Annotated in this window: 12 protein-coding genes; 2 read left to right on the forward strand and 10 right to left on the reverse strand. The window is 44.5% G+C overall.

Annotated elements, in window-relative coordinates:
* The first annotated feature begins 229 nt into the window (after window positions 1–229).
* Window positions 230–1,090, forward strand: a complete 861-nt coding sequence (locus tag IRJ18_RS06855) for an AMP nucleosidase (protein ID WP_194105447.1) — start codon at window positions 230–232, stop codon at window positions 1,088–1,090.
* Between the two features lie 208 nt (window positions 1,091–1,298).
* Complete coding sequence (locus IRJ18_RS06860) at window positions 1,299–2,660, forward strand: cystathionine beta-synthase (protein ID WP_194106663.1); 1,362 nt, start codon at window positions 1,299–1,301, stop codon at window positions 2,658–2,660.
* A gap of 193 nt (window positions 2,661–2,853) precedes the next feature.
* Here IRJ18_RS06860 and aroC read toward each other — a convergent pair whose 3' ends face one another.
* The 10 genes from aroC to IRJ18_RS06910 all read right to left on the reverse strand — a co-directional run bounded on the left by aroC (window position 2,854) and on the right by IRJ18_RS06910 (window position 14,335).
* Window positions 2,854–3,945, reverse strand: a complete 1,092-nt coding sequence (aroC, locus tag IRJ18_RS06865; protein ID WP_194105448.1) for a chorismate synthase — start codon at window positions 3,943–3,945, stop codon at window positions 2,854–2,856.
* A 278-nt stretch (window positions 3,946–4,223) separates the two neighbouring features.
* A complete protein-coding gene (aroA, locus tag IRJ18_RS06870) occupies window positions 4,224–5,522 on the reverse strand; it encodes a 3-phosphoshikimate 1-carboxyvinyltransferase (protein WP_194105449.1) in 1,299 nt (432 codons plus the stop codon).
* A gap of 6 nt (window positions 5,523–5,528) precedes the next feature.
* Window positions 5,529–6,659, reverse strand: a complete 1,131-nt coding sequence (locus IRJ18_RS06875) for a chorismate mutase (protein WP_194105450.1) — start codon at window positions 6,657–6,659, stop codon at window positions 5,529–5,531.
* A 12-nt stretch (window positions 6,660–6,671) separates the two neighbouring features.
* Window positions 6,672–7,589, reverse strand: coding sequence for a prephenate dehydratase (locus IRJ18_RS06880; protein WP_194105451.1), 918 nt, complete (start codon window positions 7,587–7,589; stop codon window positions 6,672–6,674).
* 422 nt (window positions 7,590–8,011) lie between these two features.
* Entirely contained in the window at window positions 8,012–10,756 is a 2,745-nt protein-coding gene (locus IRJ18_RS06885; RefSeq protein WP_194105452.1) for a M14 family metallopeptidase, read from the reverse strand.
* Between the two features lie 119 nt (window positions 10,757–10,875).
* Window positions 10,876–11,295 (reverse strand): type II toxin-antitoxin system VapC family toxin, encoded by a 420-nt coding sequence (locus IRJ18_RS06890; protein ID WP_194105453.1) that lies wholly within the window; start codon window positions 11,293–11,295, stop codon window positions 10,876–10,878.
* Window positions 11,285–11,527, reverse strand: coding sequence for a DUF6364 family protein (locus tag IRJ18_RS06895; protein WP_194105454.1), 243 nt, complete (start codon window positions 11,525–11,527; stop codon window positions 11,285–11,287). The genes IRJ18_RS06890 and IRJ18_RS06895 overlap by 11 nt, the downstream gene beginning before the upstream one ends.
* A 51-nt stretch (window positions 11,528–11,578) precedes the next feature.
* Window positions 11,579–13,228, reverse strand: a complete 1,650-nt coding sequence (locus IRJ18_RS06900) for a response regulator (protein ID WP_194105455.1) — start codon at window positions 13,226–13,228, stop codon at window positions 11,579–11,581.
* Entirely contained in the window at window positions 13,209–13,856 is a 648-nt protein-coding gene (locus IRJ18_RS06905; RefSeq protein ID WP_194105456.1) for a hypothetical protein, read from the reverse strand. The genes IRJ18_RS06900 and IRJ18_RS06905 overlap by 20 nt, the downstream gene beginning before the upstream one ends.
* Before the next feature lie 8 nt (window positions 13,857–13,864).
* Window positions 13,865–14,335 (reverse strand): hypothetical protein, encoded by a 471-nt coding sequence (locus IRJ18_RS06910; RefSeq protein ID WP_194105457.1) that lies wholly within the window; start codon window positions 14,333–14,335, stop codon window positions 13,865–13,867.
* Window positions 14,336–14,548 lie beyond the last annotated feature (213 nt).

Genomic DNA, 14,548 nt, shown 5'->3' on the forward strand with positions numbered 1-14,548 from the left:
ATCAGTAAAAAATCGTACATTTGCTATGCAAGCATAAGAAACCCTGGTGAAACGCCGGGGTTTGTTGTATCCGGACTTTTGGTACGGCGGCATACTTAAGTCGGCTAAAAAGCAATAAAAAACAGTATAGTTTGAATAATTACCATAGGCGGCTTTAAACAAAACGAATAATAATAAATAAAAATAAATAATTAAATCCTCTGAACGGGAGGATTAGGAGAGAAAAATTATGAACGAAGAAAAAGACGTAAAAAAAGACGCAATTAAAAACGAATTTCCGAAAGTGAAGGAAGTAACATCGCCGGTAAAATCGGGATTGAAAACCAAGGAAAGTATAGTGGCCAATTGGCTGCCGCGTTATACCGGCCGGCCGCTGGATGATTTTGGGAGCTATATTATCCTCACCAATTTTTCCAAGTACCTAACCATGTTTTCGGAGTGGAACGATAATGCCCCGATAATGGGTTTAGATAAACCAATGCAAAGCGTAACGGCCAACGGCATTACCATTATTAACTTTGGTATGGGCAGCTCGGTTGCGGCAACCGTGATGGACCTGCTGACGGCCATACATCCCAAAGCTGTGATATTTTTAGGCAAATGCGGAGGATTGAAAAGAAAGAACAATGTAGGCGACCTGATACTGCCTATTGCGGCCATAAGGGGCGAAGGTACATCGAATGATTATATGCCGGCAGAAGTGCCCGCATTGCCCGCGTTTGCGCTGCAAAAAGCTATTTCAACCACCATGCGCGATTTTGGCCGCGATTACTGGACTGGTACTTGTTATACCACTAACCGCCGTGTTTGGGAACATGATAAGGATTTCAAAAAATACTTAAAAACCCTGCGGGCCATGGCGGTAGATATGGAAACAGCCACCATATTCACTACAGGCTTTGCCAATAAGATACCAACCGGCGCCCTGCTGTTGGTTTCCGACCAGCCGATGATTCCAGAGGGTGTTAAAACTGCCGAGAGCGATTCGAAAGTTACCGAACAATATGTAGAAACCCACTTACGCATAGGCATCGAATCGTTAAAACAGCTGATAAATAATGGGTTAACCGTTAAGCACTTGAGGTTTTAATACATAGAAAAGATATGTCATTTCGAACGAGGAACGAGGAGAAATCTTCTAAAGGCGAAATATCCTCATGTAGAAGATTTCTCCCGCTGGTCGAAATGACATCATGGTAGAATAGTTTTTTACAAATAATCTACTAAATTAATAGATAAAATTTAGACCTTCGCAGATGGATGATCATTACAAATGGTCATCCATTAATTTTATAACAATGTGGTACAATAATATCCTTGAAACAATAGGCCATACGCCAATGGTGAAGCTGAACAAGATCACCAAAGATATCCCTGCAACAGTGCTGGCTAAAATAGAAACTACCAATCCCGGGAACTCTATTAAAGACCGTATGGCGCTGAAAATGATTGAAGATGCCGAAAAAAGCGGCAAACTAAAACCAGGCGGTACTATTATTGAAGGTACATCGGGCAATACCGGTATGGGCTTGGCTATTGCGGCTGTTATTAAAGGATATAAATGTATTTTCACCAGTACCGATAAGCAATCAAAGGAAAAGTTTGACGCCTTGCGTGCCTTTGGCGCCGAGGTAATTGTTTGCCCAACTAACGTTGAGCCGGAAGACCCGCGTTCATATTACTCGGTATCATCACGTTTAGAGCGCGAAGTGCCAAATTCGTGGAAGCCTAACCAGTACGATAACCTTTCTAACTCGCAGGCGCATTACGAGCAAACTGGCCCCGAGATTTGGGAACAGACTGAAGGCAAAATTACCCACCTAGTGGTAGGCGTAGGCACGGGCGGGACTATATCGGGCACTGCAAGGTATCTGAAAGAACAAAACCCAAACATTCAGGTGTTAGGTATTGATACTTACGGCTCGGTGTTCAAAAAGTATAAGGAGACCGGCGAGTTTGATAAGAACGAGATATACCCGTATATCACTGAAGGCATAGGCGAGGATTTCCTGCCGCAAAACGTAGACTTTAGCCTGATTGACCACTTTGAAAAAGTAACCGATAAAGACGCAGCATTAATGACCCGCGAAATTGCCCGCAAAGAGGGCATCTTTGCCGGTAACTCTACAGGTTCTGCAATTGCAGGCGTGCTGCAAATGAAAGACCGTTTTAAGGAGGGTGATGTAGTTGTAGTGATATTCCCCGACCATGGCACCCGTTACCTGGGCAAAATGTATAACGACGACTGGTTGCGCGACCGTGGCTTCCTGAAAGATGAAAAACTGACAGCCCGGGATATTATAGCCAAAAAGGATAGCCAGGAGATTGTAACCATTGATATGGAGAAAACCGTATTGGAGGCTATCAATATTATCAAATCGTTAAATATATCGCAGATACCGGTAACTCAAAAAGGGATGATAGTAGGTAAAATAACCGAAAGCGCTATTTTGGATGCCCTGCTGGAAAACCCCTCGCTGAAATCTCAGCCCATCAGAGTTATTTCATCAAATCCGTTCCCATTTATCGATCTGAACACCTCTATCGACCGTATCTCAGCAATGATCAATAAAGATAACATCGCCGTACTTGTTGAAGATGAAAATGGGAAGATCGAGATCATTACACAGTACGATATTATTAATGCCATATCGGCTTAATTTCGGATTTGAAAGATCTGTCATTGCGAGCGATAGCGTGGCAATCCCGTAGGTTGCAAATCAATACTACGAGATTGCCACGTCGCTACGCTCCTCGCAATGACAAACTGTGAATAAGTAAAATGGCTGCTTGATTACAAGCAGCCATTTTACTTATTCATAATTCCGAAATCGAACATCGAAATCCGAATTATTACTGCAACTTCACCACCTTGTTCCTCATCCAATGATCGGCCAATACCAGTGCAGCCATAGCTTCAACGATAGGCACAGCACGTGGTACAACGCATGGGTCATGGCGGCCTTTGCCGGATATTTCGGCCGCATTGCCTTCGCTGTCTACCGTTTGCTGGTTATGCATAATGGTAGCCACGGGTTTAAACGCCACGCGGAATTCTAAAGGCATACCATTACTGATACCGCCCTGTATACCACCGGAAAAATTAGTAAGTGTGTGGATGCCTTCATCGCCGGAAAGGAAAATATCATTATGTTCAGACCCCAGCATTTCGCTGCCACTAAAGCCCGAACCAAATTCAAAACCATGTACAGCGTTGATGCTCAGCATAGCCTTGCCTAAATCTGCATGCAACTTATCAAATACCGGGTCGCCTAAACCTACCGGGCAATTTTTTATATAACAGCTTACTTTGCCGCCAACCGTATCGCCGGCTTTGCGTACGCCATCAATAAATTCAATCATTTCTTCGGCTGTAGCCGGGTCGGCGCAGCGGACAATGTTCTTCTCGCGCTCGGCAATAAAGTCGTTAGCATCGTCTATAAATACGTTTGGTGCGTCAATTTTACCAACACTGCTCACATGGGCTACAATTTCAATGCCCTGGGTTTTTAATAACAGTTTAGCCAGCGCTCCTGCCGCTACACGCGCCGCGGTTTCCCGGGCCGATGATCGTCCGCCACCCCGATGGTCACGGATGCCGTATTTGGTTTGATAGGTATAATCCGCATGCGATGGACGGAATACATTAGTGTTATGGCTGTAATCTTTAGACCGCTGATCCTCGTTAGGGATGATCATGGCAATAGGTGTACCCGTAGTTTTACCTTCAAACACACCCGAAAGTATTTTTACTGTATCGCTTTCTTTGCGCTGGGTAGTAATTTTACTCTGGCCAGGTTTGCGTTTATCCAGTTCGCCCTGTATGTATTCCAGGTCAACGTCCAGTTGCGCGGGGCAGCCATCAATAATTACCCCGATAGCCTCGCCATGCGATTCGCCAAATGTTGTTATCCTGAATAATTGCCCGAATGAATTGCCAGCCATTGTTAAGTATTGATTTCACCGATGTTGTTTGATTTCACCGATTGTTAAGTTCTAAGTTATACATTATTTATGTCATTGCGAGGAGCGGAGCGACGTGGCAATCTCGTAGCTGATGATATGCATGCTACGAGATTGCCACGCTATCGCTCGCAATGACGAAGTTTTATCTATCTCGTCATGCCGAACTTGTTTCGGCATCCCACATGCATAGTTAAGTAAAAGTACTTGCAAAATGGGATGCTGAAACAAGTTCAGCATGACGGATTGGTGGTAGCCTTTTACCTTTCGCCCTTCATCTTCCCCACAAATCCCACCTTTTCCAGATCCGTCCAAAAAGCCGGGTACGATTTTTCAACCACGTTGGCATCTTCAAACTCCACCTCGGGGATGATAATAGCCAGCGGCGCGAAGGCCATAGCCATGCGATGGTCCTCGTAAGTGTTAAACAATACCCGTTGGGGGATTTGTTTTTCGCTGCAATCCAATTTATACACCTGACCTTTTTCAATCAGCTTTACGCCAATTTTAGCCAGTTCGTTTTGCAGGGCGGCAATGCGGTCGGTTTCTTTTATCTTCAGGGTTTCCAGTCCGGTAAAGGTAGCTTCGTGACCTAAAGCCGCACATACCACAATCACGGTCTGCGCCAGATCAGGACATGATTTCAGGTCGAATATTTTGCGGACGATCGGTTTGGGCTCCCTGGTTAAATGCACGCCGCCATCTTTAAATTGCGAGGTGATGCCAAAATTGGCCATAATCTCGGTGATCACGCTATCGCCTTGCAGGCTATAGCTGGTAAGGCCGGGTAGAAAAATGTCGGCTTCATCACTCAGGGCTGCAATGGCATACCAGTACGATGCTGCGCTCCAATCTGGTTCAACCCAAATGCTGGTTTCCTTAAAATCCTGTTTGGCGATGCTGATCACGTTATCCGCCCAATTGTGCTGAATGCCCGCTTGTTGAAGCATAGCCAAAGTCATTTCCACATACGGGCGCGATGTCAGGTCGCCTTCAATTTCCAGTTCCAGTCCCAAGGGCAGGTTAGGGGCAATTAAAAGCAGCGCGGTAATATACTGACTGCTGATATTGCCTTTGATACTGATACGCCCGGTTTTCTGCTGTATATTTCCGGCTATTTTAAGCGGCGGGAAGCCTTCGTTCTCTTCGTAGCTAATATCGGCACCCAAAACTTGCAACGCATCAACCAACACGCCAATAGGGCGTTGCTTCATTCGCTCGCTGCCGGTAAGGATCACTTCCTCATCCTGCAAAGTAAAATATGCTGTAAGGAAACGCATGGCTGTGCCAGCAGGACCGATGTTGACAACTCTTAAGTCTTGAGTCGTAAGTTCTAAGCCATTAAATACTTCCGACTTTGAACTTTCGACTTTCGGCTTTCGCAGTATTCCCGCCAGCAACACCGCATCGGCAGCATCGGAAACGTTATCCACCTTTACCTTGCCTTTGCTTAACGCCTCAATAACCAATGCGCGGTTGCATTCGCTTTTCGAACCGGTGAGCTGGATAGTCCCCTTGCTTACACACGATGGTTTAGATATGATGATGTTTGGTTTCATCAGTAATTACGCGTGCGTTAACTTTTCCTGTGCTTGTCCTTCAGCCTGACTTTTGCTCATAATTTCGGTTTGCTTGCGGATAGATTCAGCGTGCATTAACTCTAATAATTTTTCAGCAAAATCTGTATTCAGGTTCAAAGCGCGGGCATAAGCGGTGCGTTTGTTCAGTATCTCGTCCCAGCGGTTAACCTGCAAAATGGTAATGTTATTTTCTTTTTTGTAATTACCTATTTTTTCAACCACCTTCATCCGTTCTGCCATTTTCTGGAATACCAGGTCGTCAATTTTGTCAATCTGGTCACGCAATTCATCAAGTTTGTTGCTCAATTCTTTGCTGCTAACATCAGCTTTGCGCAATGTTAAACGATCAATCAATTCAGCTAAGGCCGATGGGGTAACTTGTTGTTTAGCGTCGGTCCAGGCTACAGAAGGGTCTATGTGCGATTCTATCATCAAGCCCTGCATATCCAGGTCAAGCGCTTTTTGTGCAATGTAAGGGATCAGATCGCGGTTACCGCAAATATGGCTTGGATCGTTAATAATAGGCAACTCAGGCGCATGTGTTTTAAGGCTGATAGCCAAATCCCACATTGGTTCGTTACGGAAAGCCGATTTCTCGAATGATGAGAAACCACGATGAATAGCCGCCAGTTTAGTAATACCTGCGTTATTGATACGCTCTAAAGCGCCTATCCATAAAGACAGATCGGGGTTTACCGGGTTTTTAACCATTACCGGGATGTCAACGCCTTTCAGGGCATCGGCAATTTCCTGTACAGTAAAAGGGTTAACGGTTGAGCGTGCACCCACCCAAAGGATATCTACACCGGCGTTTAAAGCTTCCTCAACATGTTTACCGGTAGCCACTTCAATAGCGGTTGGCAAGCCTGTTTCCTGCTTGGCGCGGTCTAACCATTTCAGGCCAACGCTGCCAATGCCTTCAAACTCGCCCGGGCGGGTACGTGGTTTCCATATGCCGGCACGCAGAGCGGTAATTTTGCCGGTTTTAGCTAATAAATGCGCGGTAGCCACCAACTGGTCTTCCGTCTCTGCGCTGCACGGGCCGGCAATAACTAACGGCTGCTTGCCCGAGGTGATCCAGTTGTTTAGAGGCTGTATGTTCAAATCTAATTTCATCGTGTTGGTATTTTATTGGGGATTACTTAATTTTTTAATTTCGATATATTTTCTTTTGGTTTTTTCTGTTTTTTTAGCCGGGCGGTCGTTAAGGCTCTCCTCTATATGCCTTTTATATTCGCCCAGGATATTAAAGTTGTGCGTATACTTTAATATCTGTTTAATGGTGGTATCGTATTTCTTGTTATCATCCCATTCCACATCCACATAAAAGTTATACTCATTGGGTTTACCCAGTACCGGCATGCTTTGGATCTTGCTCATGTTAATACCTTGTTCGGCAAAAATATTCAGCACTTTGGCCAGCGCGCCCACTTCGTTACTTACCTGGAAACAAAGTGACGCCTTATCAGGGCGGTTAACCTTCGCGTTCTCGTGCGTGGTAAGGATCAGGAAACGGGTAAAATTCTTTTTGTTCGATTCTATCCGGCGCTCCAATACATCCAGTTCGTATAGTTTGGCGGCCAGCGTGTTGGCAATGGCCACAGTATCTTTTAACTGCTCATCGCGGATACGTTTGGCGCAGGCAGCGGTATCGTTGCTTTCCACAATTTTAAGGTGCGGGTATTCATCAAAAAAATCAACACACTGGCGGATAGCGATAGGGTGCGAGGTTACATATTTTATCTGCTCAAACTTTACTCCAGGCAAAGCCATCAGATGCAGCTGTATGGGTAGATAAACCTCACCAACCACCGGGAAACTGTAACTTAACAGCAGCGAGTAGTTAGGCAATATGCTGCCGGCAATGCTGTTCTCTATAGCCATTACCACGTAGTCGGCTTCGCCATTCTTTAAAGCCTCAAACGTTTGTTTAAAAGAGTTACACTCAATGGTGGTAATATCCTCACCAAAGTAGCGGAATGCGGCTTCCTCGTGAAAGGAGGCGCGGATGCCCTGTATGGCAACTCTTGGTTTTTTTGGTTTCATATGTGTGCTAAATGCAGAAAGTCCCGGCTGTTGGGCCGGGACTTTCTGATTGTGTTTTATGTCGTTTATCGCATATATCAGTCCCGGCTCTTACCGCTAAAGTAAAAGTAGAAACCAAAATAGTATGCGTTGTTTAAATTCATTGTTATTGTTTACGATGTAAATATACGGTTAGAATTTAATTTGTCAATAGATAATTTTATTTTTTCGTAAATAATTTATCCAAACCAAATTTTATTCTTTAAAAATTCACTTTTACAGATATGGTGTTTGGGTGAATTGGTGTTAAGTTTTGAATATGATACCATGTCATTTCGAACGAGGTACGAGGAGAAATCTTATACTATTTGCTTATCACTCGTATAAGATTTCTCCTCACCCCAAATCGCAGTCAACCCGGTTCGTTCGAAATGACATGTCGCTTACTTAGCTGGCGTATACAACTCGTTAAACAACAATTTAAACGTACCGTGCGATTGCGCCCTGAAGTTGATCTCGGGGCCGAATACGTACAGGTTACCTTTGCCTATGCTGGCCTGGAAGGCGGTCACATCATCTTTCAGATATTTCTGACCGAATGCCCAGCCACTGCGCAGCGGTTTATCGGTTGCAAACCACATCAGCGGTTTTATGCCCCTGCTGGCGGCATCGGCATCCAGCTTAAAGGCGGGGCTGTTATCGTAAAGGACATCGGCTTCTGTTTCCATGCCATAGGTTGCGGGCTGAGCATTATCAACCGCTACACGTAATACCGCACCGGGAACGTAGAATTTATCGCCGGTCAGTGGCTGTCCGCTGGCATCAACCAGGGCGTTTTTCACCGGCAGGTTAAGCTGGTAAGCCAGGTTGGCGCTGCTACCTATGGTTACTATGCTGCCACCGGCTTCTAAAAATGCTTTTAGTTGCGGGATAGTTTTTTCAGCAGTGATACGTCCTGTCATTTTGCTGAATTCGGCAGGTACATTTTCCTGACCGAAACCTGCAAAGCCGCCACCGCCGCGCCCGCCCCGGCCACCGGCGCCAGGAATGGCGCCACCTACAAATACGATGACATCGTACTTGCTTTTCAGATCGCCGGCATCAAATTCCTGCGGGTAAACTACGGTGAAAGGGAAGTGGTATTGCTCAAACATCCAGCGTGTCCAGCCTGATGCCATTGAACCACCATAGTTATCCCAAAGTGCAATACGCGATGCTTTGACTGCTGTTAACGTTTTTGGTTTTGCCGAAGCAGTTGCCTTTACACCCCATTGCGCAGCATCTTTATCTAATACAGTTTTTGCCGCTGCAGTGTAAGGGACATAAAAGTCACCGCCATTGGTTACGCGGTAAACCTGGGCGCCCGCTTTCAGCAAGTCATTCATGGCTATGAACGAGTTATTTGCTTTAGCGCTGATAAGGTAACCTTTTGCTATGGCGGGTGTGATTACGGACGGCATAGGTTGTATTTCTCCGTAAGGGATAGCTTTGAAAGGGCCGTTGAAATCATCAAGGATACGGTCGAATTTAACACCCATTTGGTAAGATAATGTCCAGCCGGTCATATCATACGGGCGGATTGGCGGCCCCCCGGGATATTGAAAATCGTTCGGATGGTCCTGTGGTTCAAACCTATCTAACACTTCGGGACGGAAAGCCTGGTTAGTTTTTAAGATATACGAGCCTGCCGGATAATTTTTACCTGCAACGGTAAATGCTGCCGTAGCTTTTTGTACCAGCAAACCACTGCGGATACAGGTATTAATAAATCGCACTGCTGTAGCGAAATCAGGCTGATCCGCAGGAATGATATAGCCACGAGGATCGCGCAGGGCAGGGTTTTTCAGTACGGTATCGTAATATTTCATAGCCACACCGCCGCGGCCAAAACCAACTGCGCCACCCAGCGTAACTGCGCCACCACGACCGCCACGACCAGCAGTTGAAGTATCGCCAGCTTTTGCCGCCGCATTTATTTGTTCAATACGTTTTGGTGATAAGGTCCAGTAGTCTTTACTGCCGCGCTCTATCGAATTTTTACCCATACGGTAAGCGTTGAATAGCATTTCATCGGCGTTGCGTGCCGCGTAATTCAGTACGGCGTAGTTTAAGGATACCGAATAATCTATCGATTGTTTAAAGTGCCATTCCTGCGGGGTAACGGGATAAGGGGTAGAACCGTTCGGTATTAAACGGTCGGGCACCAGCGGTATGCGTGATGGGGTAGGGCTGCCAATAATTTCGGTAAGCAAGCCTATCATATTATGAAAATAAGTGGCCGTGCGTAAGCCGCCGTTCCACCAGGTTGAGTATTCCGATCCCTGGCGTTCAGTATAACCGGGTTTGCCTTCCTGATTCAGTCGGCTCACCATGGCCGCGCCAACAGCGTCCAGGCTGGTCACCATCAGCGGGTCGAATACATAGTTGAACGGGTCGCGGTAGGGTGGGCCCGAAAGCACGGTACCGGCAGGGCCGGTTTGGTGGTGGTTATATACAATTTGCGGCAACCATTCCAGGTATTGCTGGCGGGTAATGTTTTGCGTTTCCTTCATATTCATCATATAAAAGTCGCGATTGTTATCGTGCCCAATGTATTTTTCCCATAGGCGCGGCGTGCTGGTGTTGCGTTTTTTAAGGTCTTTTTCGCTCATATACCAGTTGCTTACCAGTTCCTGCCCATCAGGGTTGGCATGCACAAACAGAATGATATCTTTATCCAATATGCGCATGGTTTCCTCATCAGTGCGGGTAACAAAGTCATAAGCGGTTTGTATCAGCTGATGCGCGCCTACAACCTCGCTGGCGTGCAGGCCGCCATCTATCCATACTACAGCTTTGCCTTGTTGGGCCAGTTTATGCGCTTCGGCATCAGTTAATCCTTCGGCGCGTGCCAGTTTGCGGGAAATATCTTTGTAAAGATCCAGCTTCTTAATGTTCTCCGGCGATGAAACGATCAGCATTAACTGGTGACGGCCTTCTTCGGTTAAACCCATATCAACATACTTTGCCCTTGGCGATGTGCCCAGCTTTTTAAAGAAAGCTTCGGTTTGGGTATAATTCGCCAGCTGATAATCATCGCCAATATCAAAACCAAAATGCTGTTTTGGCGTAGGGATGGTTTGTGCTTTTAATGTAACCGCGCCCAGCATAATTGCCGCGCACAATGTATAAAAGGTTTTAAAGGTCATGATTAATAAATTAAGCTTGATGAGTTTTAGTTGAAGCCTAATTTAGGGATTCAGGGCGAAAGAGGATGTAACTTTTTTGAGAGAAGGGGGGAGGATCGCGATTTATTGAAAGGGGTATGCTAATTGATATATTGCAGAAAATATTCGGCTGAAACAACCGGAAGTGTAGGCATTGATAATTTTTGAAAAACCTTATCTTCCGAAATGAAGAAATCCAATTGGTGGTGTAAAGCAGTGTAGTATTGTAGCGCATCCTCTATGTCATCTATTTTTGAATGTAGTGCAAGCAGCGTTATCTCGTGATCAATTTCAATGACATTAACGTCTATCAACAGCGTTAAAAGTAATTCTTTTGCAGTTTTTGTTCCATAACTTTTTGAAAGCCAATAACCTACAATATGAACAATGGAAGGTGTTATAAAGGCTTTAGCTTTTCCCTTAATAGCTAAATCGATTACGTTTTTGGCGTTATTGTAATTTGCTTTTTTTAACAGGAAATCGAGCAAAATATTTGCATCTAAAAATATTTTAAAAACCATATTTCTGTGCCTGGTCTTCGTAAAAATCTTTTTTTAAGTCCTTATCAGATGAAATATTTGGTGCTTTTAACTGTTCAACCAAATCAATAATATTTTTATGTTTGGCGGGTGTAGAAATGTTTTTGAAATAATCCTCTACCAAAGCTGATATGCTAACCTTTTTTACTTCAGCATACGATTTTATAACCGCTAAGGTAGTTTCGTCTATAGTTAAATTTAACCTTGCTTTCATATTTTTAAATATACGCATAAAAATATAAATATGCGCATAATAATTTAAATTTTACACCACAGCTTCTTTTAGCACCAGCATCAGTGCTTCCAATTTCATTGGTTTGGTTAAATAATCATCCATACCCGCTTTAAGGCAGGCTTCTCGGTCTTCCAACATGGCACTGGCGGTCATAGCAACAATACGGGGTTGTTTGTTGTTGTGTGCGCGGATATAACGGGTGGCTTCAAGCCCATCCATTTCAGGTAAATGAAGATCCATTAATATCAGATCGTAATACTTACGCGCCAATAAACCGATTATTTCGGTACCGGTTTTTGCCAACGCAGGTTTGTAGCCCAAACGGTCAAGAACTTTTAATATAAACAGTTGGTTCATTTCGTTGTCTTCGGCAACTATAATGTGCAAAGGGTATTTTTTTGCAAATGTTTTGCTTAATAAGCCCTCGGCCTTATGCAAGGTGGCTGATTCTTCGTGTTCTAATACCAGTAATAACGATTTTGCTAACTGGGCCTGTTTAATAGGTTTGTTCAGTACCGCTGCAAACAGATCGGGGTGCTTCTTTTTGCTGTCGTCGCCAATAATGCCTAACAGAATAACGGGTATTTGCGGATAATCTAACTTTATTATCGAGGCTAGTTGCACCCCGTCCATATCAGGCATGCGCAGGTCGGTTAATATGGCGTCAAATTGCCTATCTTTTAAAATCTCTAAAGCTTCGGCCCCCGAAGCCGCTGTTACCGGCTGAAGCTTAAAGTGCTGCAATTGTTGATGCAACAAATCTCGGCTGGTGGCATTATCATCCACAACCAATATTTTCTTTCCTTCAATAGCTGAAAGCCCGGCTATTTCTTCCCGGGGCCTTTGTTCATTAATCAGGCCACACTTAATGTTAAATGTAAATGTGCTGCCTATGCCTTGTTTACTTTTAACCGAAATATTACCACCCATTAAAGTCACCAGGCGGTCGGAAATAGTTAGCCCTAAGCCGGTGCCGCCATAATTGCGGGTAGTAGCCGTATCCACCTGCGAAAAGGCTTTAAACAGCTTGCCTATCTTATTCTCGGGAATACCAATGCCGGTATCCCTGACTTCAAACCCTACGTTAATTTGCTGTGGATTGAGTTGGTTTATTAACGTTACATCAACAAACACTTCGCCCTTACGGGTAAACTTAGTGGCATTACCTACCAGGTTTATCAGCACCTGGCGCAGGCGCAGGCCATCACCTATTATATATTCGGGCAACCGGCCATCTATCCGGCACATTACATCAAGGTTGGAATGGGCCGCTTTACCTGCAAATAGTTCCAGCACATTTTCCACACAGTCGCGCAAATTAAACTCGTGCATATCGATATCCATTTTGCCCGATTCGATCTTCGAGAAATCAAGGATATCGTTTATTACGTTCATCAGCGCCTCACCGCTGTGTACTATAGCGTGGATATATTCCTGTTGTTCGGCATCAAGTTCGGTTTCCTGTAGTAACGATGCCATACCTAATACGCCATTCATCGGGGTGCGTATTTCGTGGCTCATGGTAGCTAAGAAAATACTTTTGGCCTGATTGGCGCTTTTATGATGAAAAACGTCCAGTTGTTTGCGATAAATAACAATTAAAAAACAGATAACGATGGTGAACGAGCACATCATGGCCGTAATCACCAATACGTCAATATTATCTGTTACCTCGTTCATTTTTTATGGCCAGGAAAAAACAGATGTACATAATCAGCACAAAGGTATCGTGCAGGTTCCAGATCAGCATTTTTATGGGCTTACTGGCATGGTGACTGATCAGATTTGAAAAGATAAACTGGAAAAGCGAACCGCAAAAATACAACAGGAAACCGCTGGCTACCCAGCGCCCGGCGTTGTTTATCATCTTCTTATTTTCAAAAGTGTTTTGACTGTTAAGGTAAATACCGCTAAACACAATAATTATAATAGCCTCCAGCGGGCGGGTGTAGGTATTAAACTGGTAAATGCTTTGAAAAAAAGTAAAGTTAATGATACAGTAGACCGGGTAAAGTATCATTATAACAGTTGTCCATTTATTGGCCAGTTTGGTGTTAAATGCATGCCTGTAATACAGCATTACGGCCAGCAGTTCAAACATGGTATAAAAATGCAGCAGCGGCAGGTTATTTTTATGCAGCTGTGCCATAATTATCCCGCCAATATTTATAAGCAATGCAATAATTAAGTAAGCCACCAGGGTATGCAGCGGCTTACTTAATTTTTTATACCAAATTAATCCAGCAATAATAGGCAGCAAGGTGCTTGCAGGCACTATAATGCTCTGATAAAGGTTGGATAATGACATGGCTAAGTTTATCTTTTCTTTGCGCCATCGCCTCCGTTAAATAACGGGCTTGTCAGGTCGCAGCAATCAGGGCACGGACGGGTAAAGTCGTATACGTTCGAGTCGTCCAGCTCACCACCATCAGGCGAAAGGGCTTCCATACCCAGGCCAGGTGGGATATACAACAGGTCCTGGCCGTTATAATAGCCGGGGGTATCTTTTACCAATACCATGATAAATTTTACCTCGTTCTTTTCACCTTCCTTAAACTCGTTTTCCAGCGTAAAATACGCGCGGACACCCAAAATGGAATCATCGGCTTCGCAATAACGGGCCATATCCTGAATGTCCGATTTAGAAATGTAAACTGCTTTTGGCAGTGCTTTAACGTCAGTTTCAGGGAAATTCTCGGCCATGAAATTGCGCCAGTGAGTGGTTTTGGCAATTGCTGCATCTACCGGTATAATTACCTTGGTAGGGTTGATAAGTGGGTTTGACATTGTGTAAGCGTTTGATTACTGTAAAAATAGTTATATTCCTGAAAAAACTGTTGATAGTTAAAAGAAATAACGATTAGCTATTCACTTGATTGGTGATTAGTGGATTAAGGTTTTGGCAGGGTGAGGGAGATACGCTGTTACACTTTGATATGCGGATTGCGGGAGCGCTTATTAGACAACATATTTTTCATTTCGTCCTTGCGAGGAACGAAG

It is taken from the genome of Mucilaginibacter boryungensis, assembly GCF_015221995.1.
Lineage (GTDB): Bacteria > Bacteroidota > Bacteroidia > Sphingobacteriales > Sphingobacteriaceae > Mucilaginibacter > Mucilaginibacter boryungensis.